This window comes from Bacillus sp. CH30_1T, assembly GCF_008364765.1.
In the GTDB taxonomy this organism is placed as follows: Bacteria; Bacillota; Bacilli; order Bacillales; family Bacillaceae_B; genus Rossellomorea.
This window is the reverse complement of record NZ_VTUY01000007.1, coordinates 108,666-134,758: the sequence shown is the minus strand read 5'-3', so window position 1 is coordinate 134,758 and position 26,093 is coordinate 108,666. Positions and strand designations below refer to the sequence as shown.

At 39.9% G+C, this 26,093-nt stretch carries 28 protein-coding genes and 1 riboswitch; of the genes, 21 read left to right on the top strand and 7 right to left on the bottom strand.

Annotation, left to right across the window (positions count from 1 at the left end; genetic code table 11):
• The first annotated feature begins 131 nt into the window (after window positions 1-131).
• From F0342_RS15680 to F0342_RS15670, 3 genes are all read left to right on the top strand, one after another.
• A complete protein-coding gene (locus F0342_RS15680; protein ID WP_149156824.1) occupies window positions 132-719 on the top strand; it encodes a YitT family protein in 588 nt (195 codons plus the stop codon).
• Between the two features lie 176 nt (window positions 720-895).
• Complete coding sequence (locus tag F0342_RS15675) at window positions 896-2,299, top strand: lmo1851 family serine protease (protein WP_149157007.1); 1,404 nt, start codon at window positions 896-898, stop codon at window positions 2,297-2,299.
• 114 nt (window positions 2,300-2,413) lie between these two features.
• Window positions 2,414-3,349, top strand: a complete 936-nt coding sequence (locus tag F0342_RS15670; protein WP_149156823.1) for an LCP family protein — start codon at window positions 2,414-2,416, stop codon at window positions 3,347-3,349.
• Between the two features lies 1 nt (window position 3,350).
• Here the strand turns inward: F0342_RS15670 and F0342_RS15665 are convergent, their stop codons facing one another.
• Window positions 3,351-4,076, bottom strand: coding sequence for an AlbA family DNA-binding domain-containing protein (locus tag F0342_RS15665; protein WP_149156822.1), 726 nt, complete (start codon window positions 4,074-4,076; stop codon window positions 3,351-3,353).
• A gap of 480 nt (window positions 4,077-4,556) precedes the next feature.
• On the opposite strand from F0342_RS15665, the gene F0342_RS15660 reads away from it, so the two are divergent.
• The 5 genes from F0342_RS15660 (at window position 4,557) to F0342_RS15640 (ending at window position 8,417) form a co-directional block, all read left to right on the top strand.
• Window positions 4,557-5,477 carry a CobW family GTP-binding protein gene (locus F0342_RS15660; RefSeq protein WP_149156821.1) on the top strand — a complete coding sequence of 307 codons (921 nt, stop codon included), beginning with the start codon at window positions 4,557-4,559 and terminating at the stop codon, window positions 5,475-5,477.
• 23 nt (window positions 5,478-5,500) lie between these two features.
• Window positions 5,501-5,794: a hypothetical protein gene (locus tag F0342_RS15655; protein WP_149156820.1), complete on the top strand. Its 294-nt coding sequence runs from the start codon at window positions 5,501-5,503 to the stop codon at window positions 5,792-5,794.
• A gap of 38 nt (window positions 5,795-5,832) precedes the next feature.
• On the top strand, window positions 5,833-6,168 hold the full coding sequence (locus tag F0342_RS15650) for a DUF2085 domain-containing protein (protein WP_149157006.1): 336 nt from the start codon (window positions 5,833-5,835) through the stop codon (window positions 6,166-6,168).
• Between the two features lie 47 nt (window positions 6,169-6,215).
• Window positions 6,216-6,683, top strand: coding sequence for a MarR family winged helix-turn-helix transcriptional regulator (locus F0342_RS15645; protein WP_262481767.1), 468 nt, complete (start codon window positions 6,216-6,218; stop codon window positions 6,681-6,683).
• A gap of 114 nt (window positions 6,684-6,797) precedes the next feature.
• On the top strand, window positions 6,798-8,417 hold the full coding sequence (locus F0342_RS15640; protein WP_149156818.1) for an MDR family MFS transporter: 1,620 nt from the start codon (window positions 6,798-6,800) through the stop codon (window positions 8,415-8,417).
• Between the two features lie 89 nt (window positions 8,418-8,506).
• On the opposite strand, the gene F0342_RS15635 is transcribed toward F0342_RS15640, so the two are convergent.
• Window positions 8,507-8,752 (bottom strand): DNA alkylation repair protein, encoded by a 246-nt coding sequence (locus F0342_RS15635; RefSeq protein ID WP_149156817.1) that lies wholly within the window; start codon window positions 8,750-8,752, stop codon window positions 8,507-8,509.
• Between the two features lie 69 nt (window positions 8,753-8,821).
• On the opposite strand from F0342_RS15635, the gene F0342_RS15630 reads away from it, so the two are divergent.
• From F0342_RS15630 to F0342_RS15615, 4 genes are all read left to right on the top strand, one after another.
• Window positions 8,822-9,103: a hypothetical protein gene (locus F0342_RS15630; RefSeq protein WP_149156816.1), complete on the top strand. Its 282-nt coding sequence runs from the start codon at window positions 8,822-8,824 to the stop codon at window positions 9,101-9,103.
• A 149-nt stretch (window positions 9,104-9,252) separates the two neighbouring features.
• On the top strand, window positions 9,253-9,612 hold the full coding sequence (locus F0342_RS15625; RefSeq protein WP_149156815.1) for a hypothetical protein: 360 nt from the start codon (window positions 9,253-9,255) through the stop codon (window positions 9,610-9,612).
• Window positions 9,613-9,931: 319 nt separating this feature from the next.
• On the top strand, window positions 9,932-10,744 hold the full coding sequence (locus F0342_RS15620) for a CAP domain-containing protein (protein WP_149156814.1): 813 nt from the start codon (window positions 9,932-9,934) through the stop codon (window positions 10,742-10,744).
• A 263-nt stretch (window positions 10,745-11,007) separates the two neighbouring features.
• Complete coding sequence (locus F0342_RS15615) at window positions 11,008-11,781, top strand: SDR family oxidoreductase (RefSeq protein ID WP_149156813.1); 774 nt, start codon at window positions 11,008-11,010, stop codon at window positions 11,779-11,781.
• 61 nt (window positions 11,782-11,842) lie between these two features.
• Here the strand turns inward: F0342_RS15615 and F0342_RS15610 are convergent, their stop codons facing one another.
• A complete protein-coding gene (locus F0342_RS15610; protein ID WP_149156812.1) occupies window positions 11,843-13,210 on the bottom strand; it encodes an MATE family efflux transporter in 1,368 nt (455 codons plus the stop codon).
• A 394-nt stretch (window positions 13,211-13,604) separates the two neighbouring features.
• Here F0342_RS15610 and F0342_RS15605 point away from each other — a divergent pair, with 394 nt between their 5' ends.
• Complete coding sequence (locus tag F0342_RS15605; protein WP_149156811.1) at window positions 13,605-14,675, top strand: undecaprenyldiphospho-muramoylpentapeptide beta-N-acetylglucosaminyltransferase; 1,071 nt, start codon at window positions 13,605-13,607, stop codon at window positions 14,673-14,675.
• A 60-nt stretch (window positions 14,676-14,735) separates the two neighbouring features.
• A complete protein-coding gene (locus F0342_RS15600; RefSeq protein ID WP_149156810.1) occupies window positions 14,736-14,885 on the top strand; it encodes a DUF2639 domain-containing protein in 150 nt (49 codons plus the stop codon).
• 467 nt (window positions 14,886-15,352) lie between these two features.
• Here F0342_RS15600 and F0342_RS15595 read toward each other — a convergent pair whose 3' ends face one another.
• The 4 genes from F0342_RS15595 to F0342_RS15580 all read right to left on the bottom strand — a co-directional run bounded on the left by F0342_RS15595 (window position 15,353) and on the right by F0342_RS15580 (window position 18,778).
• The gene (locus tag F0342_RS15595) at window positions 15,353-15,910 is read right to left on the bottom strand and encodes a GNAT family N-acetyltransferase (protein ID WP_149156809.1); all 558 of its coding nucleotides are present in this window, start codon (window positions 15,908-15,910) and stop codon (window positions 15,353-15,355) included.
• 284 nt (window positions 15,911-16,194) lie between these two features.
• Entirely contained in the window at window positions 16,195-17,325 is a 1,131-nt protein-coding gene (locus tag F0342_RS15590) for an amidohydrolase (RefSeq protein ID WP_149156808.1), read from the bottom strand.
• 63 nt (window positions 17,326-17,388) lie between these two features.
• Window positions 17,389-17,988 (bottom strand): undecaprenyl phosphate transporter UptA, encoded by a 600-nt coding sequence (gene uptA / locus F0342_RS15585; RefSeq protein WP_149156807.1) that lies wholly within the window; start codon window positions 17,986-17,988, stop codon window positions 17,389-17,391.
• A gap of 10 nt (window positions 17,989-17,998) precedes the next feature.
• Window positions 17,999-18,778: an undecaprenyl-diphosphate phosphatase gene (locus tag F0342_RS15580; protein ID WP_149156806.1), complete on the bottom strand. Its 780-nt coding sequence runs from the start codon at window positions 18,776-18,778 to the stop codon at window positions 17,999-18,001.
• 240 nt (window positions 18,779-19,018) lie between these two features.
• Here F0342_RS15580 and F0342_RS15575 point away from each other — a divergent pair, with 240 nt between their 5' ends.
• The 7 genes from F0342_RS15575 to ribD all read left to right on the top strand — a co-directional run bounded on the left by F0342_RS15575 (window position 19,019) and on the right by ribD (window position 26,069).
• Window positions 19,019-19,342 (top strand): DUF4870 domain-containing protein, encoded by a 324-nt coding sequence (locus F0342_RS15575; protein ID WP_149156805.1) that lies wholly within the window; start codon window positions 19,019-19,021, stop codon window positions 19,340-19,342.
• Between the two features lie 911 nt (window positions 19,343-20,253).
• Window positions 20,254-21,249 (top strand): helix-turn-helix transcriptional regulator, encoded by a 996-nt coding sequence (locus F0342_RS15570; protein WP_149156804.1) that lies wholly within the window; start codon window positions 20,254-20,256, stop codon window positions 21,247-21,249.
• A gap of 101 nt (window positions 21,250-21,350) precedes the next feature.
• Complete coding sequence (locus F0342_RS15565; protein WP_149156803.1) at window positions 21,351-22,229, top strand: GNAT family N-acetyltransferase; 879 nt, start codon at window positions 21,351-21,353, stop codon at window positions 22,227-22,229.
• A 156-nt stretch (window positions 22,230-22,385) separates the two neighbouring features.
• Window positions 22,386-23,258: a patatin-like phospholipase family protein gene (locus F0342_RS15560; RefSeq protein ID WP_149157005.1), complete on the top strand. Its 873-nt coding sequence runs from the start codon at window positions 22,386-22,388 to the stop codon at window positions 23,256-23,258.
• Window positions 23,259-23,400: 142 nt separating this feature from the next.
• Entirely contained in the window at window positions 23,401-24,096 is a 696-nt protein-coding gene (locus tag F0342_RS15555; RefSeq protein WP_149156802.1) for a hypothetical protein, read from the top strand.
• Window positions 24,097-24,152: 56 nt separating this feature from the next.
• A complete protein-coding gene (locus tag F0342_RS15550) occupies window positions 24,153-24,473 on the top strand; it encodes a four-helix bundle copper-binding protein (RefSeq protein ID WP_188048577.1) in 321 nt (106 codons plus the stop codon).
• Window positions 24,474-24,664: 191 nt separating this feature from the next.
• Window positions 24,665-24,808: riboswitch (FMN riboswitch) on the top strand.
• Window positions 24,809-25,001: 193 nt separating this feature from the next.
• Window positions 25,002-26,069, top strand: a complete 1,068-nt coding sequence (gene ribD / locus F0342_RS15545) for a bifunctional diaminohydroxyphosphoribosylaminopyrimidine deaminase/5-amino-6-(5-phosphoribosylamino)uracil reductase RibD (RefSeq protein ID WP_149157003.1) — start codon at window positions 25,002-25,004, stop codon at window positions 26,067-26,069.
• Window positions 26,070-26,093: the final 24 nt, after the last annotated feature.

The window sequence follows — 26,093 nt, the reverse complement described above, 5'->3', positions numbered from 1 at the left end:
TCTGTGTCACTTGTGATTGATAATGGCGTCTCTTATTAAATCATTCCGCCCTTGGGTTGTTCTGTTTTCTCAAATGTTCACATACAACAATAATAGGGGCTGTCCCAGTTTGAGGTGAGCGGGTGAAACGTATGTTTAGGACTTTTAGCATTATTATCTTAGGAAGTGTGTTTGTAGGAATCGGCATCAATCTTTTTTTCGTGCCGCATCATTTCCTGGACGGGGGTATGATTGGGATTGGCCTTATTGCCCATTACTGGTTTGGTTTTAAGCCGGGTCTCACGATAATCTTACTGAGTGTGCCGTTATATATGCTGGCTTTTTTTGTTGACAGAAAACTTTTCTATAATAGTATTCACGGTCTCTGGTTATCCTCGTTAATGATAGACTTTTTTTATCAGTGGAAGAATATTTTAACTCTTTCCCCGCTTATGAGCGCATTCTTAGGGGGGACATTTGTTGGGATTGGAATCGGCCTTATGTTAAAAGGAAACTCCGCCACAGGAGGATCTGATTTATTAGCTCAACTGATTGGAAAAAGTTTTCAAATGAACGTAGGAAAATTAATTTTTGCTTTTGATAGCATCGTGCTGATGGTTGGCTGGCCGATCATTGGTACGGAGTCTTTCTTATATTCTTTATTTGCTGTCAGTACAGTAGGGTTTTTTACAACGATTTTGACGCATCATAATCATGACAATGGATTTTCCTTTCGTTAATATTGAAAAGCTGATAGAATAAAGAGGCTATGAGCTGGAAGATTGCTCATATAGCTGTTTCGTGATAGTGTAGTCGTAAATTCACACAAGATACATAGCAACGAAAGTGGTGGAAAGCTTTGGAACAAGATAAGACAGATCAGTCACAACAAGAAACCCATTCAAGTTTTATAAAAATGAAGAAGTTTAAATTTGTTATGCTCTTGTTTTTCCTTGTATTTGCAACTGCAGGAATTACAACATTTGCACTGGCGTTTGGAGACGAGAAGGCAGTAAATGTAGGAGTAACCGAACGTTCAGAGTTTCAAAAACTTTATGAAGCGTATGATAAGTTAAATGAAAATTACTTTAAAGACCTTGATCAGGACACCTTAGTAAACGGTGCTATAAATGGGATGCTTGATAGTGTGGGTGATCCTTATTCTGATTATATGAATGTAGAAGAAGCTGATAAGTTCCAGGAAAGCATCTCTTCTTCTTTCGAAGGAATCGGTGCAGAAATACAAGAGAAAGAAGGATATATATCCATCGTTTCTCCCATAAAAGGTTCTCCGGCAGAGAAAGCCGGATTACAGCCGAACGATACAATTACGAAAGTGGATGACAAAAGTATTCAAGGAATGTCTGTCACCGATGCGGTACTACTCATTCGTGGTGAAAAAGGGACAAAGGTTACATTGACCATTCAGCGACCAGGTCAGGAAAAGCCAATGCAAGTAACCATTACAAGGGATGAAATTCCAATTGAAACGGTTTATGCAGAAATGAAAGAAAATGGAGTAGCTGAAATTCAAATTACGAGCTTTTCGGAGAATACGTATAAAGAATTAACGGAAGCTTTAAATGAAATGAACGAAAAAGGTATGAAAAAACTTGTTCTTGATTTAAGACAAAATCCGGGTGGATTACTGGATCAAGCGGTGAAAATCTCTAACTTGTTTGTTCCTGAAGGTGAAGTTTTATTCCAAGTAGAAGACAGCAATGGTAAAGTGGAAAAGTATGTTTCCGAATCAGGGCAGAAGATAGATGTGCCAACAGCTGTTCTTGTTGATGGTGGAAGCGCGAGTGCTGCCGAAATCTTAGCAGCTGCTGTAAGTGAGTCAAACGATATTCCCCTTGTTGGAACGAAAACCTTTGGTAAGGGAACGGTACAAACAGCCGAAACTTTCCAAGATGGATCAAACATGAAGTTTACAACGGCTAAATGGTTAACGCCAGATGGCAATTGGATTCATGAAAAGGGGATCACTCCCGATATTGAAGTGAAGATGCCGGAATATGCGCAGCTTCCATACATCAATCCTGAAAAGGAACTGAAGGAATCAGATCTATCGGATCAGGTGAAAACAGCAGAGCAAATGCTCAATGCACTGGACTTGAATCCAGGAAACGTTGATGGATATTACGATGAAGATACGACAACAGCGGTTAAGCAGTTCCAGGAAAAGAATGAACTAAAGGTAACTGGAACATTAAATGCTGAGACGACGGTTAAGCTTATGTCCAACCTTCGAGATAAACTAAAAGAAAACGATCCGCAAGTGAAAAAAGCGATCGAAGAATTAAACAAAAATAATTAAGTGGAAGATCTCAGGTGAAAGTACCTGAGATCTTTTTTTTTGCTATTGGTTTCTTCTTACTCGTATAGAATAGATGAGATGTACCAACAATGAGAGTATATATGAGGTGATCTTATGAAAAAACCAGCGTTACTGCTGACTTTATTATTTTCTGTATTCATTGTTGTAAGTTGTTCGCCTTTCTGGGGTGAGGGAGAACAACCGGCACCCAAAGAAGAAGTTCAATCGCAAAAGCATTCCTTAGATAAAAAGGAGGAATCGATTTTTCCTTTAATCCTTCAGGATAAAAAATCTCCTGTGAATGTACTTCTAATCGGTTCAGATCAACGAAAGAACGAACCTGCCCGTGCAGATGTATTAATGGTTGCTCAATATTCTCCACAATCGACATCCATTAAGATTGTTTCCATCATGAGGGATACATTTGTAAACATTCCTGGATTTGAAAAGAGCAAAATTAATCATGCGTATACGTGGGGGGGAGAAGAGCTCCTTGCTGAAACGATAAAAAATAATTTCAACATAGATGTTCACCATACCGTGAAAGTAGATTTTAATGATTTCATAAACGTGATGGATCTCGTTTTTCCAAAAGGGGTCGGGGTTACAGTGTCAGAACCGATGATCAAGTATTGGAAATGGTCAAAGGATCCCGGGAAGCAAGTGTTAAAAGGAGAAGAAATCTTACAATATGTAAGGTTTAGGGGAGACATAAAAAGCGATTTTGGACGAGTGGAGAGACAGCAGGAAATCATGGCGTTAGCAGAAAAAAGTTTAATGGAGCAAATGCAGTCCGGCGAAGGAATTACAACCGTTGTTTCCATTATGAGAGAAGGTTTAAATAACGTAGAAACCTCTACACCAATGAGTGAAGTAATAAAGTATGGAATGTCATTAATGCTACATCCTGTAGACCGGGTGGAAACACTTCGAGTACCGATAGAAGGGAGCTTTACCGATCTTTCTACTGTGAATGCAGGGCAGGTATTAGACATGGATGAACGGGAGAATCTTGAAGCCATCAGTGAGTTTCTGAAAACGGTTGAGTGATTTACCAAGAATGAAATTCGGATGAATCCAGGTCCAGGAAAGTTTCTATCTTCTTCATCTTTCTTATAATCAAATCATGCAGATATTTTTTGTACTTCAGGTCTTCGGCTTGGTCATGTTCCAAATGCAGAATTTTAAGGTGCTCCAGATGTTCTCTTAATGTACGCTCATCACTATCCGACCCACCGGACTGGACTTTGCGGAGAATTACGTCCACCAATTTTTCGTGGCTCGCCTCGATTGTCTTCGTCCCTTGTCTGGCATAAATGGCCCCATACCGTAATTCACCTCTTGTCACAATAGAGGTATATGGAACGTATCGCGGATCATAGTCAATGATGAGAACCTGGAACCGTTTCAAGCTCAATAAAGGGTGAATCCCTTTGGGGAAAATGAAATCCTCGGTGCGATAACGTAAATATTTTGGAAGCAGATGCTGTAGTTTATTATCAACATCTGCTTTATCTAAAAATTCCTCATCTGACAATCCCTTTAAATCTAATGATCCATCATCATATTGCATCACTCCTATAATGATGCATCCGCCTCCTGAATTAGAGATAGCCAGAATATGCTTCGCCATTTTTGTGAATTCAATCCAATCTGATTTGAAGTCCACGTAATCCGTCTCACCCGTATTATGAAGCAACAGATCCCTCAATGTTTCATGAGAAGGATTCTTCAAAAAGTCCCTTAACTTAAGCGGTACAATCTTCTCATAGTACAATGACAACCCCACCTTTTTAGTACTCACATGTTAAATAATTCTGCCGTAAAGGAACGATCTTTTATTGTGATAAATTAAAGAAATCAGCATCCATAAATTATCTTAGTTGACTCAATTCCTTTTTATTTCATTCTATGCGTGTAAAGATAATAAAACGCTTGTTACAGTTGCTCTTTTCTAAAAGTTTATTTTTCTTAACATAAGGTCTACTTTGACTCTGTCCATTAGTGACTGCTGGATGGTGAAGGGAACCGCTCCGCATGCAACTAGCGTTCGGCCGAGCCTCCTCAGCTTAGCCGAACGGGGTCTCGGCACGACCAAAATCCGCCGGAGTTTACGCAGTTCCCCGGAAATCAATTACTGTTACTATGTCTAGGGTAGCTATAAACTTTGTAAATAGAGCCTTTAAAAAATACCTTCATTGTGTTCACAAGCGCTTTCTAATAGAATATGTATAGGATCTATAGAGAGGAAGATTAAATGAAGAAAGATGTTTATATACTATCCGGATTCCTTGGCAGTGGAAAAACAACGTTATTAAAAGATTTGCTTCAAGCCTTAAAGGACCAGAATAAAAAATCGGCTGTATTAATGAATGAATTAGGAAGTGTATCCATCGATAGTGATGAAGTTGAAAAAGATACGGCTTTACGGGAGTTGCTTGATGGATGTATATGCTGCACCATATCAGAAAAGCTGGAGTCACAGCTTCAGGAATTACTGCTTAACGAAAATTTCGATGTATTGGTAATTGAAACAACAGGAGCAGCCCATCCCGTTGAGGTTGTCGATTCCATCTTATCCCCACTGTTTGCAAATCAGTTTGAATTTAGGGGGATTGTTACTGTTGTGGATGGACTCCAGTGGAAAAATAGGGGTGAATTCAGTCCGGCCGTCTTACATTTGATGAGGGAACAAATTCGCCATGCGGAGTATATTGTGGCAAATAAGATGGATTTGCTTACAGAGATGGAGCGGGGAACATTCTCGTATGAACTTCAGCAAATCAACCAAAATGCTAAAGTGTACTTAACGAACTATTCAAAGGTCTCTATGAAAGATCTATTTTCTTTAGAAGCGGATAACCGTAAAGGTTCCTACGAGAAAGCACCCATCGGCGAGCACTTAACCTTACAAGCAATCGTATATACATTCAATGGATCAGTCAATGGAGAAGCGTTTGAAGAATGGGTTAAAAATCAACCTGACAGCATTTATAGAATGAAGGGGTATGTTCCATTACAGGGTCGAACAAATCCAACCTTGTTTCAATATTCATATGGTATGCCTTTATTTATGCCGGGAGATATGAAATATCCTACCAATTTCGTCATAATTGGAGAAGATTTACATAAAACAGAAGTAATACGTTCATTGCAGGAGATAGATATAATCGAATAACCTAAGGGGTGGAGAAACAATTCATGGTGTTTCTATTGTTTAGTGTAGAACTAATCATATTTATCGGTGGACTCTACGGGTTAAGTATACATGAGACAACACTGCAGTTCATCATCTTTACCGGCCTAATCGTACTTAGTGTCATCATGTTTATATCAACGATCGTGTATTATCAGCGAAAAAAACATAATAGGGAAAGGTCAAATGATTGTTGGGACTGTGCAATTTATTCACCTGACTGTCTTCCTTTTCCACGGGGAAAGAAATTTGACTGTGATTCACCGGACTGTGATTGTACACCGGACTGCAGTCCATAGGAGGGAATAGAGTGAAAGGCATCCTTACATTATCCTTTATGCCCTGTCATAGAATACGAGAACGTTCACTCGTCGTCTGGGGGAAACAATTTCCCTTATGTTTCCGCTGTATGGGTATTCTCTTGGGAATCCTATTCGGGATCCCGTTCGTTTGGTTGTATTTCCCTTTGGTAACATTCGTTCATTTGCTTTATGTGGGGATGCTCATCATCCCTCTACTGGCTGATGGATACACCCAGAAGTGGAAATGGAGAACCAGTACTAATTCGTTACGGTTGCTGACCGGACTCCTATGTGGGATCGGACTATCGATCAGTATCATTCTATTCTCCAGGGTGGGGGTCAGAACCGTCATGGTCTTGACCGGTTCATAACCATTGACAGATCAGAAGAAAATGTTTAAACTATAATAGTTAACTTAGTGAACTATTTATTCAGTGGAAGAAGTGAGAAAGGTCGATTTTTAGTGGGAAAAGAAATGTTCGAGTTAGAGCGATTATTTAGATCCGTTTTTAGAATGATGAAATCAGATATTCGAACCATCTTTGGTGAGTTCATTTCCAATGGAGAATTTCGGGTACTACAGCTCATTAGCGAGAATGGAGCATTGAAATCCTCTGAAATATCCAAACGTATGGAAGTATCGGCAAGTCATATTACTTCCATTACAGATACTTTAGTAGAAAAAGGCTATATCACAAGAATGCGGTCTAACGAAGATCGTAGAGTAGTAGAGTTAGCTCTGACACCCCAGGGCGAAGCAATGCTTTCTCAATGTGAAGAAAAAAAGACTCAATACTTTCAGGAACTATTTGTGAAATTTGATAAAGAAGAGATAAACCACCTGATTGAACTGTTTGAAAAACTATTAGCATCAAATCGTAAGTAATAAGTGTAAGCATGAGAGAGCAAGGGTTGACCGGATCGGGTCATCCCTTCTATTATGCTTAATTACTTAAGTAAGTGAATTATTCTCATTATAAATATTAAGGGAGACTTAAAAATGGAGCACTTAGAACATCGAAAAAAAGTAATGATCATGATAGCCATCATGTCAGCCATGTTATTCGCAGCATTGAATCAAACGATAGTGGGAACCGCTTTACCACGAATCATTTCTGAAATCGGCGGGATTGACTACTATAGCTGGGTATTTACAATCTTTATGTTAACCAGTTCGGTTACAGCCATATTAGTAGGGAAATTATCGGATATGTATGGAAGAAAGCCATTCATCCTCCTTGGTATCGGTGTCTTTATGATCGGGTCATTCTTGAATGGACTTTCTTCCTCAATCCTGCAATTAATCATCTTCAGGGGGATTCAGGGCTTTGGAGCCGGGATGATCATGTCTACTGCGTTTACGGCTGTAGGAGACTTATTTTCGCCTCGGGAAAGAGGGAAATGGCAAGGTTTAATGAGTAGTGTATTTGGTCTCGCAAGTGTGTTCGGCCCAACATTAGGAGGCTGGATCGTTGATAATGCAGACTGGCACTGGGTATTCTGGGTCTTCCTTCCAGTAGGTTTCATCGCCTTTGGAATGATTTACAAAATGTTTCCTTCACAGAAGCCAAATAGAGGATTGAAAGTGGACTACTTAGGTTCCATTATGCTCACTCTGACTATTATTCCATTACTATTGGCCTTTACTTGGGGTGGGAATGATTATGAATGGGTTTCCCTTCCCATAATAGGGTTATTGACAGCAACGGTGTTATTTCTTGTCTTATTTATCATTACGGAAAAGAAAGCAAGCAATCCCGTTCTTCCACTTCAATTGTTCAAGAATAAAATCTTTACCTTATCCAATATCATTGGATTTATCCTGGGTGCCGGGATGTTTGGAGCCATTATGTATATGCCGTTCTTTATTCAAGGGGTCATGGGGACATCTGCCACTAAGTCGGGCTTGGTGATGATGCCGATGACATTAAGTATGGTGATCGCAAGTACAGTTGGTGGACAGATCATCACTAAGACAGGCAGATATAAATTTCTAGCGCTAATCGGTTTGTTCGTAATGAGTGCAGGAATGATTCTTTTATCCTTTATGGATACGAACACAACCAATACAACGGCTCTAATCAATATTATTATAGTAGGAACAGGTCTCGGGCTGAGCTTCCCTGTGTTCACTTTAACGGTTCAAAACGCTGTTCAGCATAAGTTCCTGGGTGTGGCTACCGCTGCGACCCAATTATTCAGACAAATAGGCGGTACGATTGGTGTAGCCATCATGGGTACCGTGATGAATACTTCCATGTCTTCAAAGATGACTGAGAAAATGTCTGAAGTGAAAGACTCACCTCTACTTACGAATCCTGAAACATCAGGAGTGCTGAAGCAGCTACAGGATCCTCAAAATATTATGAATGGTGAGAAATTAAAAGAATTACAATCAACATTACCTAAAGAATTCCAAGGGATTTACTCAACCATTCTCGAAGGAGTGAGAGAGTCGTTAAGTTTCGCATTAACGAATGTCTTCTTTATTGGTGCTATCATTCTTCTTGTTGGTTTTGTATTAACGTTCTTTATGAACGAAATACCTTTACGTATGTCGAATAAAGATGTAACTGAAGAAGAGAAAGAAACAAAGCTTAAAGAAGCTTCCAATCATTGATTGGCTCCAGTTCCAAATAAGAAAAGGGGTTAACCGGGTGGGTCTTTACTCAAACACAGTGCCAACCAGTTACCCCTTTTTAATATGAATTACATCGAACTTTCTCCAAATTTCTTAAACGTCATCTCATCCTCTACTAAACCGCAAGCGGCACATTGTACTTTTAAATCCGGTCCATTATATGCTAGATGAAAAGGCTCGATCTGCCCTTCTTCATAACTTTGTACAACTTCTCCAGAGGCAGGATCGAGTTTCACACTCTGAGATACTTGTTGTATAATATTAAACCGAGTGCGATTCGTTTTACAGTTGGGACAGCGATAGGGTGTAGTCATGTACATCACCTCTCTTTTTTTTTCTAGTATGCTTTATAAATTAACTTTTTATGTAAGGGTTGTTTGAACATGAGATTAGAATCATTCGATGCATTATTAGAGGCCTACAGACAGATATGGAAAAACAGATTATTAATAAGTGAGGGTAATTCTTCAGAAGAGATCCTGAAGGAAACAATTAAACGTGAATTATTGGACGGCAATAGTCATCCAAGAGTACGTAAATCAAAAGAAGAAAAATACCTCTCAGCTACCAAGAGAATCATTGAATCGGACCTGACGAGTGAAGAGAAAGTTTCATTAATAAAGGTACATCTTGAAATAGTCTCACAATTGAACGGAGATACATAAAGACATTTAGAAGTTTAGGGATAACTGAGGGCAGACATTGCGTATGATGGAATGTCAGAAAATAATCATCTCATTCTGAGCGTTTTTCTCCCCTTTATACCATCATAGGTATATAATGATGATAGTTTATTAAAAAGGATGATGCCAGTATGCTAGTAACAAGCTTACTTCTATTTAGTGTACTTTCTTATATGATGTACTATCGATATTTCCCTGTTAGAACAAAACAATGGTCTTCTCTTGAGGTAACTTCCCGGCAAGTAGTGGTGGATGTCCGGGATTATCAGGATTCTTCAAAAGAGGATTGCGATAACATTATAGCAATCCCATGTGGATATATAAGCCGGCATTCCCGCGACATCCCTGATGTTCCTATCTTGGTAATGGGGAGTAATCCTATTGAATGCAATGTAGGGGTTAGACAATTAAAACGTCTTGGCTTTCAAGTAGAAGGATATATCATAATCGAATCTGACAAAAAATGTAATGAATACCTATCTTTAGGGTGAAATCGTATGTTATGTGAAATGTTACTGTAACATCCGTTACAATGATAGGACCTTTAAAAAGCTGTCAATATTGATATACAGGTAATTATTAGTCTTCAAGACTAATAATACAATCATTGGAAATGTAAGTAAATCATTTCAGAAATACATTTCTCCCTACTAGAATCAGTGATTACTATAGTACTATAGAGTAATTGTCTTTCAAAATAGAACAATTGATTTCTAGTTACCAAGTTCTCCCGTAAATGTAACAAAAACAGGGTGGTATGATGAATGTGCAGCAAAGAAAAACACATTCACTAAGGAGGAATTCATTTTTATGAATAAGAAAATGATGATTTCAACTGCAACAGCATTCACTTTATTAGCAGCACCATTCGCGGCAGGTAAAGCTGACGCTGCAGCACCATGTCCAACAGATAAGGTTGCACAACAAGTGAACGCATTTAAATATAGTGGTAATCAAGAAGATTTAAATAAATTTGTACAAGATACTCTAGCAAAATACCAAATCGATGGTAAGAATATTAATGTACAAGAGTTGTTAAATGGACAAGCTCCTAAAGCTCAGGCAGCACCAGCGCCTGCTAAGGAAGCACCAAAAGCAGAAGCGCCAGTACCGGCTCCTAAAGAAGAAGCACCAAAAGCAGAGGCACCAGCTCCAGCACCAAAAGCAGAAGCACCAGCACCAACACCTGCAGCAAACGAACAGCAACAACAACCAGAACAGCAGGCTAGTGAAGAAACAGGTCAATTAAGCCAATATGAGCAAAAAGTAGTAGAATTAACAAACCAAGAGCGTGCTAAGCAAGGTCTTCCAGCTCTTAAAGTAGATACTGAGCTAAGCAAAGTTGCACGTGAAAAGTCTCGTGATATGCAAGCGAATAACTACTTCTCCCATGATAGCCCGACGTACGGTTCACCATTCGACATGATGAAGCAGTTCGGCATTGAATACAGCTCTGCCGGTGAAAACATCGCTATGGGTCAGCCTACTCCGGAAGAAGTAGTACAAGCATGGATGGACAGTGATGGTCACCGTAAAAATATCTTAAGCTCAAACTACACTCATATCGGTGTAGGACATGTAGAAAACGGTAACTACTGGACTCAACAGTTCATTGGTAAATAATATAACACAATCATGAAAGCAGCCTCTCTTTTGGAGAGGTTGTTTTTTTTTGTGTTTATCCTCTTGAAAATTTAAGTGGTGTTCACAATTTGGCGCAACAAAGCCTAGCAAAGAAGTTTGAGATTAGGTTTTCACTCAACTAGGAAAGATATACAAAGAATAGTGCGTGCAAGTTCATGAACACACGAATTAAGAGCTCACATTTGCAATTCAGCTTAATCATTCTTACTATTGAAGTATAACGAGTACGTGGAGTGAGCTTGATGAAAGAAAAAGTTGTGCTTATAACGGGAGGTTCGAAGGGGATCGGCCGGCGAACGGTAGAGGAATTCTCGAAACAAGGCTATACCGTTATTATTAACTACAAACAAAATGATCAATTTGTTAAGGACCTTGTTTCCCACATGAAGGAGAAATTTAACAATAAATTAATAGCGATCAAAGGTGATATTTCTGTACCGGAAGAATGTGAACGAATGGTAACGGAGATATGGGATGAAGTGAAAAGTATCGATATCTTAATTCATAATGCAGGTCCTTACGTGAAAGAGAGGAAGTCATTTGCTGATTATTCCCCGGAAGAATGGAATTACATAGTAAATGGAAATTTAAATAGCGTTTTTTATTTATCCAGGCTGATCATTCCTAAAATGCGTGAAAAGAACTGGGGAAGAATCATTACGTTTGGTTATGATCGAGTTGAAACAGCACCAGGTTGGATCTATCGTTCCGCGTTTGCGGCAGCAAAAGCGGGACTCGCTTCCTTTACGAAAACGATATCAATAGAAGAAGCTCGTAATGGAATAACCGCCAATATGATCTGCCCTGGGGATATCGTAGGCGAATGGAAAGAAGAGGAGATCCATAAAGCTAAAAAATATCATGATCCGGGCACACCGATCGGGCGACCAGGAACAGGGGAAGACCTTTCGAGGATCATTTCTTTTCTTTGTAAAGAAGAATCTGATTTTATTACCGGCTCCATCATTCCCGTTACAGGGGGCAAGGATGTGCTGGGAAAGGTATTTCGTCAGTGAATGAAAGAATAGACACGGCAGAAAAAAGAATCTGCCGTGTCTATTCATTTCATTAATGGGTTTATTCACTTTTAATGCCATATTGTTTTCGATACTTTTTTTGTATGAATAATAGTCTGGCTGACAATGTTATGGCACCTGCTGTTAATCCGGATGTCAGACCTAGCCAAAATCCGTATGGACCAAAGTCAGTGTAGTTTGCCAGGAAATAACCCAGCGGTAATCCAATCACCCAATAGGATATGAGCGCCATCACAAAGGTGATATTAACATCCTTGTATCCTCTGAGTGCCCCTTGTACCGGAGCCTGAATGGCATCTGATAGCTGAAAGAATACGGCATACAATAAGAAATGAGCCGTTAATTCCAATACATATGCATCTTCTGAATAAAGGTACGAGATTTCTGAACGGAACACGAGCAAGATCACACCATATATGCCTGCCAATAGTAATGCAAAGCTTACCCCCATCCAGCTGTAGATCTTTGCATCCAGTAGCCTTTTCGCCCCGATTTCAAACCCTACAACAATGGTTAATGCCATGGAAATACTAAGAGGGATCATATAGAGAAAGGATGCAAAATTAATAGCTGCTTGATGAGCTGCAATAACAACGGTGTCATAGTTGCTCATCAACAAAGTAACGGCAGAAAAAATGCTTACTTCAAAGAAAATCGATAAACCGATGGGTACCCCGATTTGAAAGAGCTCTTTCCACTTAAGAAGGTTAGGCTTATGAAGGGTTTTAAAGACAAAGAATTGGTTAAAAGGACTTTTCGTATGCACGACCCAAAAGGCAATAAGAGTAATGACCCAATAGGTGATGGCTGAAGCATAACCCGCACCTACTCCTCCTAATGCAGGGAAACCGAGTTTTCCGAAAATCAGTATATAATTAAATACCACATTGATCGGAAGAGAAAGCAATGTAATAAACATGGTGACCCTTGTCATCCCTAAAGCATCAATAAACGATCTCAGCACATTATAGATGAACAATGGAATCATTCCAAATGAAAGTCCAATAAGGTAATCCTTGGCTACAGTACGGACCTGTGTCTCTATATTCATTCCATTCAGAATTGGGTTGAGAACGAATGCACCGACAATCATCACGAAAAGTGATAGAGCAATGGCAGCATATACGCCTTGAAGCACAGTGTGAGGAACGTCTTTCTTATTTCCTCCTCCTATTAATTGAGCAACGATTGGGGTAACCGCGAGAAGGATGCCACTTAACCCTGTAAATACCGGGACCCAAAGGGAGGAACCTATGGCGACGCCTGCCAGGTCGGTGGGAGAATACTTCCCTGACATGATGGTGTCGAAGAAATTCATCGCAAACATTCCAAGCTGGGTGACCAGAATGGGAATGAGTATAAGGGAAAATTGTTTGATTTTATCTTTAATAGTGTGTGTTTCTCTCATAGAATGAACTCCTTTACTAAACGTCCCTTGAACATATGATAAATTCACTATCATACTGTATCATATTTTCAAGTGATAGAGAGTCAAATATGCATATTAATGGATGACTTCGATATAATGGGTTTAGAAAAGATTACTTCTCAGGGAGGAAGCTTGATGCAGATGTCAGGGTCTCCCCTTCCATCATCGAGAAAGTATTATTCCAGATGAACCACTACGACGCCGGGCTTGTAACCAACGTTCAACACGATAGTTGCAGTGATTGAAAGAGTTCCGGTTGACGGACCCAATTCTTTTGTCAAATTTTCGTAGTTCTATGACCCAGTTATTTTTGGTAAAGTGTATAATGATGAAAGATAAGCTTAGTAGAAAATCGAGTTAGGAGTTTATACATATGAGTAAACGTATTTTATTTACAGGTGGTGGATCAGCAGGTCACGTTACGGTAAACACGGCACTGATCCCACACTTTGAAAAAGAAGGCTGGGAGATAACGTATATTGGATCGGAAGACGGAATCGAAAAGGAAATCATAACAGAACAGTTTCCTCATATTCCGTACGAAAGTATTTCAAGCGGAAAGCTCAGACGATATTTTTCATGGAAAAACTTTTCGGATCCATTCCGGGTGATGAAGGGCGTGTTCGATGCATTAGCTGTCATTCGAAAGACGAAACCAGACATCATTTTTTCAAAAGGTGGATTTGTTTCCGTTCCCGTCGTCATGGCTGCCAAGATTACAAAGATTCCAGTAGCGATTCATGAATCAGATGTAACACCGGGACTCGCGAACAAATTAGCGGTTCCATTTGCCACCAAAATCTTCACCACTTTTCCTGAAACGGTTCAATCACTTCCAAGTGATAAATCATTATGTGCAGGAGCAATCATACGTGAAGAGTTGTTTACAGGAGATGCACGGGAAGGAAAACGATTAACCGGGTATTATGAAGATAAGCCTGTATTGATGATTATGGGTGGTAGTCTTGGTGCAAGAAAAATTAACGAAGCGGTAAGAGGGAATCTGGATGACCTGATATCCCATTTTCAAATCATACATATATGCGGTAAAGGCAATATCGATGAAACTTATACCCAAAAAGGCTATCGACAATATGAATTCATAAAAGGTGAGCTTCCTCACTATTTAGCGATGACAGATTATGTGATTTCGCGTGCGGGATCTAATTCGATCTTTGAATTTCTTGCGTTGAAAAAACCAATGTTACTGATCCCACTATCAAGGGAAGCCAGTCGGGGAGATCAGATCCTTAATGCTAATAGCTTCGTAAAGCATGGATATGCATTAAAGCTGGAAGAAGAAGAGCTGACCGAAGCGAACTTCCTCGTGAAAGTCAAGGAGTTAAAGGAAAATCGAGATACCTATATCCACAACATGGAAAAAGGTCAAAAAGCTTATACCATACAAGACATGTATGAGGAACTTTCATCTATGTCCCGATAAAAAGTCATTGTACCCTCCTTTAAGCATATAGTATATAAATGGTTGAAGGGGAGAGGTACATTGGCTTATCAATTTTCAAAAGGGTGGTACCTTCAAGAACTTAAAAAGATGGGAATCAATTATCATCCACTGGAAAAAAGAAAATTGGAAAACTATAAAACCTATGTCGTAAGAAACTTGTATTTCGAGAAAGTAGCGAAAAAGAAATAAGAGTAGGAGCTGCCGTCAACTATGAGCAGCTCCTATTTTTTGTGAGCTATAATAATTTTTTCGGGATAATATCGTTGGTCTTTCAGTTGAAACTGTGAGAGGATAAGTCATCATCTTTGTGTATGATATATATTTTTTTTTGAAGCAAAAAGAGGCTGGGACAAAACTAAAAAACCACGATAAAAAGACGAAGAGTAGATGTGTAGGTTCTTAATACCGCTAATGATTTCCGTGCAAGACTACGCTTTCCGCGGGTAGCCCGTGAGCCTCCTCGGCAAGCCTGCGGGGTCTCACATAAGCTACTTTCCCGCAGGAGTCTTCGTCTTGCACTCCAATCAACCGCTGGAAACAGCTAAAATCAAATGATTCGAAAATAAATAATAAACCCGAACAAATCTGCACACTAAGGGGCAGGTTTGTTCGGGTTTGACTTAGGATAAAAAACTTTTGTCCCAGCCTCTTATATCCTAAGCTTCCAATGCTTGCTCTTCTTCTTGGGATTGTTGATGCTGATATAGATAAAGAGTGTATAAGTCTTTAGGGATTTCATACAAATCATAAACTTCTTCATGAGAATTTAATTGTTCGTAAAGAGATTTTCTTGTTTCATTCGCTTTTAGTACATAAGGAAGTTTTTCTGCTGCTTTTTGGGAGCGGGTATTCACTTTGCGGATTCTCATGAATATGGTTTCCATTCCTAATTCGAAGAAAAGTTCAGCGAAGAATGCATCTTTGGCTGGTTGATTGTATCCTTTTCCATGATAGGGTTTGCCGATCCAAGTTCCCAGGAATCCAGCATTTTCTTGAATATCAAATAAGTTTATCGTTCCGATCGGGCTGCCCCATTCGTCCAAAATTGTTCGTGAAATGAGTTCTCCACGTTCCTCAGCTTCAATCGTTTGTTTCGTTAAGAATAGGAGCTCCTCATAGGAATGAGCTTTTTGACGCACGAAAGGGAAGACATCCGGATGCACCATCAGGTCATAGAGCTCATGACACTCATGTAATTCACGTTTCTTGATCATAGTAGACCCTCCTTGAGGGCAGTCTACTTGCGTACGATCCCACCCTCGAAATTTTTAAATGGTAACTAAAAAATTTCGGGGTGGGAATCGAACCCACTAAGACCAGTCAAGAAACTGGTGGCGCACCTTTTGCCTTCCCTTCATTACAATCACTCTATATAATAATAGATCGCGTTTTAGAACAATGTAATCGGAAATATATTATCCATTTGTATCATATACGAATTATCTCAAAAAGGAAATAGGTAAAATGCTAAATTTTGATGAAAATTTTTAACAAGTTTCTACACGTTTTGATAAGCGATTTCTCCATTCACAATCGTAATGATGGGCTTTGCCATAAAATGAAATGGGTGGTGGCTCCAAAGAACTAAATCTGCGTCCTTGTTTATCTCGATACTACCGATCCGGTCAGATACACCAAGGTTTCTGGCGGGTAGGATGGTGATGCCTTCAAGAGCTTTATGTTCTGCCAATCCTTCACGAACAGCGATAGCCGCACACATATTTAAGTATTGAATGGGAGTGTATGGGTGATCTGTCGTGATGGATACTTCGACACCAGCTTCCGTTAGTTTTTGATATGTGACCCAGCTTTTGTTTTTTAGCTCTACTTTTGATCTTCTTGTAAAGGTTGGCCCTACTGAAACCATTAAATTCTTACCATGAAATTCCTCAGAAATGAGGTGGCCTTCTGTACAATGCTCGATACGTAAATCCAAATTGAATTCGTCGGCAAAACGGACCGCAGACAGGATATCATCAGCACGGTGAGCATGTATCCGAACCGGGATTTCACGCTTTAAAGCCGATACTAAAGGTGCAACCCTGAGCTCTTCAGGTTGATCGCAATATTTAGCTGAGAAAAATGCTTCTCTAAGCATTCCCATTATGCCCATTCTTGTAATGGAATCATTGTTGCCGGTGCTATGAATCCGCTTCGGGTTCTCCCCCAGAGCAATTTTCAATCCGGAGGTTTCTTTTATGAGCATCGTACGAATCGTTGAGCCATAGGTTTTGATCACAGAAGTCGTACCACCGATGACATTTGCGCTCCCCGGCATGACATTCACCGTTGTGACACCGTACTTCAGAGCATCTTTAAAACCGGGATCCAATGGATAAACGCCATCGAATGCACGGATATGAGGAGTCATGGGCTCGATGGTTTCATTGGCATCATTACCTGCCCACCCTGTGCCTTCGTCGTATAATCCCAGGTGGGTATGGGAGTCGATGAAACCTGGGAAAAGTAATTTCCCCAGGCAATCATACACTGGAACTTCCCGGGATGATTCTACGCTATGTGAGTATATCTGTTTGATTATTCCGTCTTTTATGAGTACAGAGCCGTTTTGTATGGGCTTTGATGTGATTGGGTATATGGTTGCGTTCTTTAATAGTATGGAATTCATAGGTAATCCTTTCGTGGGCCTTGTTTCCTTCTTATTTTAAACAATTTTATGAAAAAAAAGAAGTTATTCCTTCCTTTTGTTTCTAAAATAGGAAAAAAACAGATAGAGAAATGTTCCTAACACCGCAATGACACCCAAAGGCTTAATATAACGTACTCCGATTACTTCTATATGCTCCCAATGAGTACCAAGCTCCATCCCGATGACCATAAACAATAATGTCCAGGGAAGCATGGCTGCAAAGGTATAAAGACTAAAAGTAGAGAGAGGCATGCGGGTGATGCCTGCCGGAATACTGATGGCGTGACGGACAATCGGAATAAATCGAGCGGTGAAAATGACGATGGTACCATGCTTATCAAACCATTTTTCAGCAGCACTTAAATGCTTTTGCTGAATAAGAAGATACTTTCCATATTTTTCGAAGAAGGGGCGGCCTCCGTAGTAGCCAAGCCAATAGAGAAATAGTTGTGCAAGTGTGCCTCCAATGACCCCGCTAAGGAAAGCTCCAATGAAAGATATCTTACCGGCATTCACCATAAAGCCTGCATAGCTTAATACAAGCTCGCTTGGAATCACTTCTATCATGAGAGCAAGTGCGATTCCTAAGTAACCCAGATCAGTTAATTGTGTCAGGATGTGTAAAATCGTTTCATGGTTCATCGTGTTCCTCCTACATGATTCCTGAGTATTGAAGAAAGAGAATCAAGAGCCCTAACGCCCACACGTAGTAAGAGAAAATTTTTAGCGAGTGTTTTTTCAAGAAATTTACCATCGTAAGGATGGCGAAATATCCAAACACTGCGGCACTTACTGTTCCGATGGCTAAACTTGAAAAAGAAACCGCTTCAACAGTTCCTCCTATCATTTCTTTTCCTTGTAGCACGATTCCTCCGAGTATGGCAGGGGTAGAGAGAAGAAAGGAAAAATAAGCAGCCGTTTCCCTGTCCAGTTTCCTGAATAAACCTGCCGCAATGGTTAAGCCTGATCTTGATAATGCCGGAAATATGGCTGCTGCTTGAAAGCTCCCGATTACCACTGCATCTGTGTAAGAAAGATCATCCAATTTTTTATAGCCATTTTTCACTCCATCTGCAAAATACATAATACATCCCGTTGCAAGAAACTCCCATCCTATGGTGGAACCCGACTTTGAGATTGAGTCGAAGAAATCTTCGAACAAAAAACCAACGATTACAGCCGGGATCGTCCCAATTATGAGAATCCACGATAATTTACTAAAGGGGTGCCTCAGCATGTAGAGAAGTTCCTTTTGATACACAACGAGAACAGCGATCAATGTTCCGATATGAAGCATTGTATCCAAGAAAAGTCCAGCTTCCTCCAAGCCAAAGCTAAGCCTTCCGAGATAAAGGTGACCTGTGCTTGAGATTGGAAGGAACTCTGTTAAACCTTGTATGATTCCCAGAATAAAGGCTTCAAATTTATTCAAATCCACCACTACCTTTCTTCAAGTCCACTAAGGACAAACTCCTCTTTTTAACATATATTCCATCCTTTCACGTTTCATGAGGACTGTCCTGATGTTTGATGAATTTCTCTTTAAGGGTTCTAAAAAAATACGTGATTGGATGAAACTTTCTGACTGAATGAACGTAAACATAGAGGAGGATAGAATCAAACTGCTGTTTACTCTAATTTAAGGTGAGCAGTGAAAAGGAGGAATTTCAATATGCCGACAAAAGATGAAAGAATGATGGCAGCTCTTATTTATATATTAAGCTTCTTCACAGCATTCATTGGACCATTGATCATCTGGCTTATCAAAAAGGAAGAATCAGAGTTTGTGGACTTTCATGGAAAGGAATACTTCAACTTTCTTATTTCATATGCCGTTTATGGTTTGGTAAGCACCATTTTGATGGTGGTGCTGATTGGATTTGTTCTGGCACCTGTCGTGGGGGTCCTGGCCTTGATCTTTACGATATTGGGAGCAATCAGAGCCTATGAGGGAGAGCATTATAGAATTCCGACAGTCTTTCGATTACTTAAATAGCAGCTGGGAACTCATGAGCATTCATGGGTTCTTTTTTCTGTTGTATTAAGGTTCTTTCCTTTAACTTTGTTGGTCTTTATACTGAGAAAGTAAGGCCGGTGGGCATCCTCGTCGCTATTTGGGGATCTCCCTCACTGATCATGCACGGGTTCCAATAAAAGTAAATTCATCCTTTGAAGGAGTGATAATGCGAAAACATGGACCGTTCCTTTCCGCTCCAGGCACAAGATTCCCCGGGGAGGAAGTCGAGCCTCCTCGACGTTCTGTCTGTGGGGTCTCGACTTTTCCTCTATCTCCCGCAGGAGTCAAGTGCCTTCCGCTACAATCCACTCTGTGCTACTACATTCTTACTGCCTATAAGTACAGATAGACAAACACAAAAAAGCTCCTATTGTAGGTAGGTTGAGCATTTGATTCTAAAACAAACTATCCACAAAGGAGTAAAAGAAAATTATATGTTAACTCATAAATCGGTAGATCATTGAACTATCTTTCAAATGAATCAAATAATGCTCCCACGTTAAATAACTTCTTATGGAGAGAGCAGTAGTCCGTTTTCTATAGATTGATTTTGTCACTATTAAGCTCTGTCACGGAATTTTCTTATAGATGGTGAGGGGAACTGCGTAGACTCCTGCGGAAGTACGGGCGTGCCGAGACCCCGGAAGCGAAGCTGAGGAGGCTTGGCCGAGCGTCCGCGGAAAGCGAAGCAGTTCCCCTCACCATCCAGCACTCACTAATGGACAGAGCCCAAGCAGACCTTAAATAAAAATATCAATCTTCTAAAAGTTCCTTCATAAAAAAGCATTTTAGAAATAAAGTGTTGACAAAAATATCGGAATATTGATAGTTTTATAAAAATGTCTTTCCGTTTAGAAGGATAGGTCTGTCACCGAAAGGAGCATGTCAAAATGACGAGGGTAGATAATAAAGAGAGAGTGCTTAGGTTGATGGGTATTTTGAGTGAAGAAACCGATGAGGATCATGAGTTAAGTTTGGATGATATTATTCTGCGTTTTAAGCAAATGTTTGGCCATGACGTGAAATTGAACAAAAATTCATTGAAAGACGACCTTGAGCATCTTATCAGAAATAATTTCGATGTCACCATAAACCAGGAAAAAGAAGGGCTGCCTAAATATTATAGTCATCAATATCGTCTGTTCGAGCTATATGAACTTCGCATGCTCATCGATGCAGTTGTTTCGGCCAAATTCATATCAAAAAAGGAAACGAGACAGCTGACTGGAAAAATAAAGCGGCTCACAAGTCTTCATCAAGGGAAAAAGCTGCATAATGAAATTCAAATCGATTCCTCCATTAAAAGTGAAAGTCCCTATATTCGCCTCGCTATCCATGATATTCACGAAGCAATAGCAGAACGTAGAATGATTACATTCCAATATGGTCGATACGATGTGAAGAAACAGTTTAACTTAAGCCATGATGGAAAGTTTTATAAAGTGAAGCCCTATGCCCTTTCATGGGCAAATGACTTCTACTATCTCATTGCCTATTTTTTTGAAGCGGACGAAATCCGCCACTACCGTGTGGATCGATTAAGGAATGTAGAAACCCTTTCTGAAACCTTTCCATACGAACCCTTTGATGTATCTAAGTATGTACAATCCACCTTTCATATGTTTGCTGGTGATGAAGAATGGATTAAAGTTTCATTTCAAAACCACCTCATCAATGTGATCATCGATAAGTTCGGAAAGGATGTAGACATTCAAAGAGATGGTGAAGACCATTTTATTCTAACAACAAAAGCCCGTGTCAGTAGTGGACTGGTGAACTGGATATTAAATTTTGGCAGTCAGGCGAGAGTCATATCTCCTCCTTCCCTAATGGACACCGTTAAAACGGAAGTGACTAAGCTGTATTCCTTATATCATCAGCCGTAATGAAGCTGCACATTACTACTTATAGCACCTAGGAGGGACGGGCCCTGAGTCAAAGGGTTACCTTTTTTCATGTCGAATGGTAATAGAAGGGAGGGGGCAGCATGATGGAACTTCAATACACTCATAAAGTAAACAAATTGATTCAAAATGCTCATTTGATTGCCGAAAGGAATCATCATACAAGCATACAAAGCATGGATCTGTATTTAGGAGCAGCTCACGTAAAAGAAGGTACTTTAAGGGAGATGTATTTCATTATTGAACCCTATATGAAACAGATAGAAAACATATTTAGTATCATTCCTTCGGAGCCCTCTGATACAGAACGAATTGATCGCTTTTCCATTCCATTATCAACACACGCAAGAAAAATATGGAACACTTCGATTGAAGTTATGAAAAGATACAATCAAACGTTTTTAAACGAAGGTCATATTATTAAAGCGTTTTACACCCATCTACCAGAATACCATCAGCTGCAAAAAGAACTTAATCCAATACCTCATGAAAGGATTATCCGATCTGTTACTACAGCCCGGGATCTGACTGTTTATTTATTGAACAAGGATTGGAGATATGATGTGGACCCTGACTTCCAAATTAGCCCTGTACAGGCTGAAGATGAAAAAGAACTAGTGTTATGGGTCGAGGAGCATTTTGGAGAATCTTGGTCAAAAACATTGTTACAGGCCTTTCAATCATCAGAAGAATTCATCCCGATTATCAAAGCGGAAGAAAAAGGTGAATTAATTGGATTTGCAGCATTTGATGTGTATAAAAATAAAAAAGGGATTTACGGACCGATGGGGGTTCTCCATGCCACTCGTCATAAAGGAGTGGGAATAGGACTCCTTTATAATGCATTACAGTGCATGCAAGAGAAAGGGTATATGTACGCAGTATTAAAGGAAGCTGGACCCATCGAATTCTATGAAAAAAAGTGTGGCGCTAAGCTTATTCCTGTGGAGAATGATGAATGAGAGACCGAGTCGGAATCGTCAAGAATGAAATCAATAAGTGGCTTGATCAGTGAGCAGATTAGTACACATTCTTACTAGTTTTTGGGGAAATATAGTCGTTTATTCGATACCGGTGACGAAAATTCTTGCATCATTAGGGAGGTAGAAAAGAAGATGTTGGTTGAAAACACAGGCCTTGTTCTCGAAGGTGGAGGAATGAGAGGGATATACACGGCGGGAGCATTGGAATACTTCCTGGAAAGAGGCATTGAGTTTCCTTATGTTGTCGGAGTATCTGCGGGTGCATGTAATGCAGCATCCTATTTATCTAAGCAAAATGGACGCAATAAAAAGGTGAATGTAGACTTTATCCGTGATCCGAAATATTTATCTTGGCGAAACTATTGGAAAACAGGAGAGTTATTTGGAATGGATTACGTGTTTGATGAAATTCCAAATAAACTGGTCCCTTTTGATTTTGAAGCTTTTCACTCTAATTCAACGGAATTTATTGTCGGCACCACTGATTGTCATACAGGGAAACCGGCGTATTTCTCAAGAAGAGACTATGGAGAGGAGCTTCTTACGATTATCCGTGCGTCAAGTTCCCTGCCATTCGTCGCTCCGATCGTTGAATTTGAATCCCGTCATCTTCTAGATGGAGGAATAAGTGACCCTGTTCCCATCGAAAAAGCTGAGCAGGACGGGTTTAAGAAAAATGTAGTCATTCTAACTAGAAACAGGGGTTATTTTAAAAAGCCTTCACGATTTTCTTTCTTTGTGAAAAGGAAGTATCCTCGATATCCTGAATTACATAAAACGATGATGAACCGTTACTTGCGTTACAATCAAACAATCAAGGAATTAGAAACGAGAGAAAAGAATGGGGATGTCCTGATCATTCAACCTCAACATCCATTAAAAGTAAGCCGTATTGAAAAAAATCCACAAAAGCTGGACGAATTGTACTGGCAAGGCTATCATGATGCAGAGGCAAAAGATAAAAAAATAATGGAATGGATTCCCTCAGCCACTCCAGTGCACTCATAACATATAAGCCAACAAATGACAGAAAGTCTTCTCATCTCTTTATTGAGGGTTCTGCAAGCGTTGGCTTTTTTCTATTTGACTGGTCTATTTAAGGGACTTTCACATACATATGATAGAGATTCCTTGAAAGGACGAGCATTTCATGAACCTCTATCAAATCTACAAAAATGAACAATATACGTTGCTATATCGCAGTATCATGTATTTTCTCATAGGTGTAGGAATGCTGATTGTGACCCAACAGTTATATTATTTTCCCCTGTTAATCTTTATACCTGCGTGTTCAAATTTATATCTCAGTTATAGTATGAAGAAGGAGCTAAAGAAAGCGAACCGATTATTTTATGAAGAAATACCTGTATCCCGGCATTCATTAGTCGGAGTTCAGACGAAAGAAGGTTCCTATTACTTAAAAACGAATGGATGGTCAGAATACTTTATTCAAAGGACGTCCTTGATCAATAACCCAAAACACTATATGCTTCACCGAAAACATAAGCACCCGCTACCTTTCTTAAAATGGAGCAGAACCATGAAAATCGATAAAGGCGGAGCAGCAATGGTTTTTCACTTGAAATACCAAAGCTCTACTGCTATTGAATGGCGAAGTGATGAGGGTGACACGATTATCCTTTATAAAGGAAACAAACGATGGATCTTGAATTATAATAAAAAAAATTATTTATCCTTACAAAAAGGATATCTCCCTCAAAGTGTTCAAAAGCTCTTTGATTATCACCATAGTTATGTTTCTTTTTATGAAACATATAGCGAAGAACTGGATTGGCTTCTTATTTTCCTTTGGTATGTAGACAGTGATTATTTTCTTACCGCATAGTAATCCTTTTTTTCCATTTGGGTACGCTAATAAGGGACATTTGTGGAGGTGAGATGATGAATGCTGGTTACAAACCATGTTTAACGGCTTTACAACGATGTCTGGAGGCATGTAATGTATGCTATCATGCATCCCTTAAGGAAGAAAAAGCAATGATGATGTGCATTGAGCTGGACCGGGAATGTGCGGATATTTGTTCCTATGCCATTAATGCCATGCAGCGAAGCAGTAAATTTGTTCAACAAATTCTGGTCCTTTGCGCAGAAATCTGTGATGCTTGTGGAAAAGAATGTAATTCTCATGACCAACAGCATTGTAAGGACTGCGCAAAAGCCTGTTTTGAATGTGCGGAAGAATGCAGAAAGCAATTAGCATAGTATATGAAGGATGCTTCTATTAAGTAGAGGCATTTTTTTATCCTTGTCACTCAGCCTGTACATCTTCTTAATGGTCGCAGTCGGGATCAGAGAGGTGTTTGAGCTATCAAAAAAATTTATAAAAATAAAATTTTAGAGCTCCTTACATGATTTCATTTATGAAACTATGATAGAATAATAATAATCGAATAGGTTTCCTTCGGGGCAGGGTGAAATTCCCTACCGGCGGTGATGAGCGCATGCTCTTAGTCCGTGACCCGGCTAATGAAAATTAGACGGTGGATTTGGTGAAATTCCAAAGCCGACAGTGATAGTCTGGATGGGAGAAGGAACGGCAGTATTTACTTGATGCAGACGAGAGAAGTCTATCTTTTTTATGGGGATTATGTTTCCCAAAAAAGAAATCATGTGAATACTTTATTCAGTCATGCCAACTTCCCCCAAGTAATAACTTACTTGGGGTTTATTATTTTATTGAATAATAGTGAAAAAAGAAGGGAGGTAAAACGTTTGAACGATTTACAATATATGAAGCTTGCCCTCTCTATGGCAAAGACCACTCAAGGTCAAACATCACCAAATCCTGCCGTTGGAGCGGTTGTGGTAAAAAATGGAGAAGTCGTGGGGATGGGTGCGCACCTCAAAGCGGGAGAAGGTCACGCAGAGGTTCATGCCATAATGATGGCAGGAGACAAAGCGAAGGGAAGTGACGTATATGTCACACTGGAACCCTGTTCTCATTACGGAAAAACACCTCCCTGTTCACAACTGTTGATTTCAAGCGGGGTGAGGCGGGTCCATATTGCCAGCACAGATCCAAATCCCCTAGTCGCGGGGAGAGGAATTCAACAGTTGAGGAATGCAGGCATAGAAGTAATGGTTGGAGAGCTTGAAGAAGAAGCCCTCGAACTAAATAAGCACTTTTTCCATTTCGTTCAATACGGCACGCCTTATGTAACCCTTAAGACAGCTGTTACATTAGACGGGAAAACAGCTTCAGCTTCAGGAGATAGCAAATGGATTACGTCAGAAGCTTCACGCACAGATGTCCACTATGATCGTCACCGGCATGACGCGATATTAGTTGGAGTTAATACCGTTATTCAGGACAACCCACACCTTACCACCCGTTTGCCCCAAGGTGGAAAAAACCCCATTCGAATTATATTAGATACTTTTTTACGAACACCTCTCCATTCCCATGTAGTGGAAGACTCGGAAAGCAGGACGCTCATCTTCACGGGCAGTTCTGTCAATGAAGAACAGAAGAAGCCCTATATGGAAACAGGCTGTGAAATCATCACCCTTTCTGAGGAAAGGATAGACATTCACACAGTATTAAAAGAACTGGGTGCCCGTAATATCGGATCCCTTTATGTAGAAGGTGGATCTACTATCCATTCCTCCTTTTTAATGGGAAAAGCCTTTCAGGAATTGGTTATGTACATGTCTCCCAGGCTTGTAGGCGGAAGTTCTGCCTTCACCAGTTTTGGAGGGGAAGGTCTCCCGACCATTGCAGAAGGTCTTGAAATGGAGATTAAGAGTCTAGAACGATTAGGAAAGGACATTAAAATTGTTGCTATGCCTGAGAGTTAACCTTTTTTGAAAGGAGGAAAGAGG